2 protein-coding genes are annotated in these 2,699 nt (G+C 34.3%); both read right to left on the bottom strand.

The genetic code is table 11. The features are described 5' to 3' along the window. A partial coding sequence (locus JE46_RS23760) for a DUF7507 domain-containing protein (protein ID WP_031457787.1) occupies positions 1-1,859 on the bottom strand: 1,859 nt, incomplete at its 3' end. Positions 1,860-2,450: 591 nt separating this feature from the next. After that, positions 2,451-2,699, bottom strand: a 249-nt coding sequence (locus JE46_RS23755; RefSeq protein ID WP_035137121.1) for a T9SS sorting signal type C domain-containing protein, incomplete at its 5' end; no start/stop codon positions are given.

Below are 2,699 nucleotides of genomic sequence, written 5' to 3'. Positions count from 1 at the left end.
AAAGTGTTAGGAGATAAACCAACCAAGGTTTGTCCAACTACAGGTGATGACCAATAAGTAGCATCGAAATTCTTCATCGGAAATGAAGTTCGCTTGTAAATAATAGCTCCTGAATTTACAGCATTGGTCGTTTGCATTAAACTCGCATTGTTTTCAAAAATTAAATTTTCATTAGTAGCTACATTTACCCAATTTGTAACAGTCAAAGTACGACCTGATTTTATGGTAACTTTAGTACTGCTACCCGAAACCAGACAAGTACAACCATTTAAATCAACATTAGGATCTACAGCCGGAGGATAATTTCCGGTAAAAACAATATTTTGATCTAAAGTCGGTACTGAACCTGTTGACCAGGTGCTTCCATCCCACGTATTTGTAGTCTGACCTGAAATTGAAATAGTAGCTGTAGAAGGAGATTTACATCCTGTACTATTCGTTACCCTAAAACTATACGTTCCTATCGCCAAGCCAGATACTGTGGTTGTAGATCCTGTACCAGTTGAAGTAATACCTCCGGGATTTCTCTCTAATGTCCAGCTGCCTGTAGAGGGTAAATCACTTAAATTAATAGTTCCTAATGAATTACAGGTAATATTTTTTACCGTGCCAATGATAGGTGGGTTTAATAAATTAATAGAAGTCGGAATATCATCACCATTGGTCTGACCTGAGATATCTTCAACAGTATTTAATGATGGATCGATTGCAATAACTTTTGCAGTATTAATAACTCTTCCTAAAGTAACATCAGCCGCTGTAACTGTATAATTTGCAGTTAAAACAGCTGTGGCACCCACAGCCAAAGAAGCTATTGGCGATCCTGATATTGTTCCTATCTTCGGATCGGTAACACTTAAGTTTGTTAAAGGAACTTCTCCTGTATTGGTAACTTCAAAAGTATACTGAATTACACTTCCCACTACACCACATCCTGTCATAGAGGCTTTTTTTACCAAAGAAACTTCAGCTGTTTTTAATGAATTTTTGTTAAACGCAATAAAAGCACAATCTGAATCTCCCGAAAAATCAACGACAAACTTATCAATCAGACCAACATTTGCTGATGTAATACCAAAAGAAGTTAAGTCAATAGCCAATACTCTGATATCACGGACATCATTTGCAGGAAAACCAGAAGCAGGTAATCCATTATTGGCATTAAACAAATCTAATCGGTAACTTCCCATTACCGAAATAGAAGCAAAGTTAACGTTTACGGGAACTCCAACCGTAACATCATTGCTGTCTACAAATCTAAATTTATCTACATTTGAATTTGGCTGAGCCACCTGAGTAACAATAATATCCGGTATATTATCTCCAATAGCACTCAATAAAACATTATTTGTACCTACTTTAAATGAAGCAGAAGCTGCTTTTATATTGGCAATTCCGGTTCCTAAAGCGAGACCATTAATACCGTCAGTAAGTCTTGAAGCCAGCTCGGCAGGAACAGAGGCAGGACCCGAAAGCGGAGGAGTTAAAACCCTGTTTGTTAAAGAGCCATCAATCATAGAACCTTGCAAAAAATAAGTCGCGGAGGTATATTCTAAAGACTGAATTTTTAAAGCTCTAAAAAGAGAGTTTTCAAAAACAACAGAATGAGCTGTTAAAGCCGCATTATTAGCACCGGTTGCATACGTTTTACCGTTCCATTGAAATGCCAGAAGATTGTTTTCAGTATTGGGCTGATTATTTACTCCCGTAGCAGCATTAGAGGTCCAGTATCCATTCCAATCAGTATAAATTCGGTTAACTGTAGTCTGACTTAAACATTTAGAAGTAATAAATAAAAAAAACAAGAGAGCGGTCTTTAATAACAAAGGACGCAGAATCAAAAGTGATTTTTGAATCATGTAGCAGGTTATTTTAGTTAAATTTGTTGTTGGGCAATTAATTTATTCTTTCCGTTTTGAATTAAAAGATTAATTTTTCAACTCTTATCTATTAAATACATAAGAAAATCAACCTTACATTCTTGAGATTAAGTATAATAATGGGCAAAAATAGCAGTTATGTTGTATTTTTTTTACCTCAAAAAAAGCAAATCCGATTAAAGGCATAAATACTCGATGTAATACTTTTCTCTAGTCTTAGAGAATTAAAAATTTATAAGTAAAAACTTATTTATACTTATAAAAGTCTAGTAATCTGGCAAAAGCACCTTAATAAACTTTGTTTTGGATTAATACTCTTAACCTGAGTTCGATTAAGACAGCACAAAATTTGTTTACAAAGAAATTATATCAGTTAATGTTCCTGCAAGGTCTTTTTGGAGACCATGTTAGGTATCTTCATCAGTATTTATACCTACAAGGTTAAAAAAACTTGCAGAATATCTAATAAATAACAAATTATTGAATAATCGAACTCAGGTTCTTAGGAACGAATCAAAAAAATCCGATAACTTTCGCTATCGGATTTTTTAATTTTACTACTCTGTTATCTTAATTAAAGACTACCTTTTTTGTAGTCTGGTAACCATTGTCCAAAACTACCTTTACCAATAAAGCCTGTTGGGCAAATGGCAGATTCTCAATAAGCAACTGCAGATTATTTACATCCTCTTTCACATACAGTTGTTTGCCTGAAAGATCATAGATAAATACCTTATCTATGTTTTCTGATGTTGAATTTACACTAACTGTTTTGTTGGCAATCTTAACCCAAACTGCATCATCTGCCACTTCAAAATC

The sequence above is a fragment of the Flavobacterium chungangense LMG 26729 genome, assembly GCF_000735715.2.
Classification (GTDB): domain Bacteria; phylum Bacteroidota; class Bacteroidia; order Flavobacteriales; family Flavobacteriaceae; genus Flavobacterium; species Flavobacterium chungangense.
The sequence above is the reverse complement of the archived record's forward strand: the minus strand, read 5'-3'. Positions and strand labels throughout refer to the sequence as shown.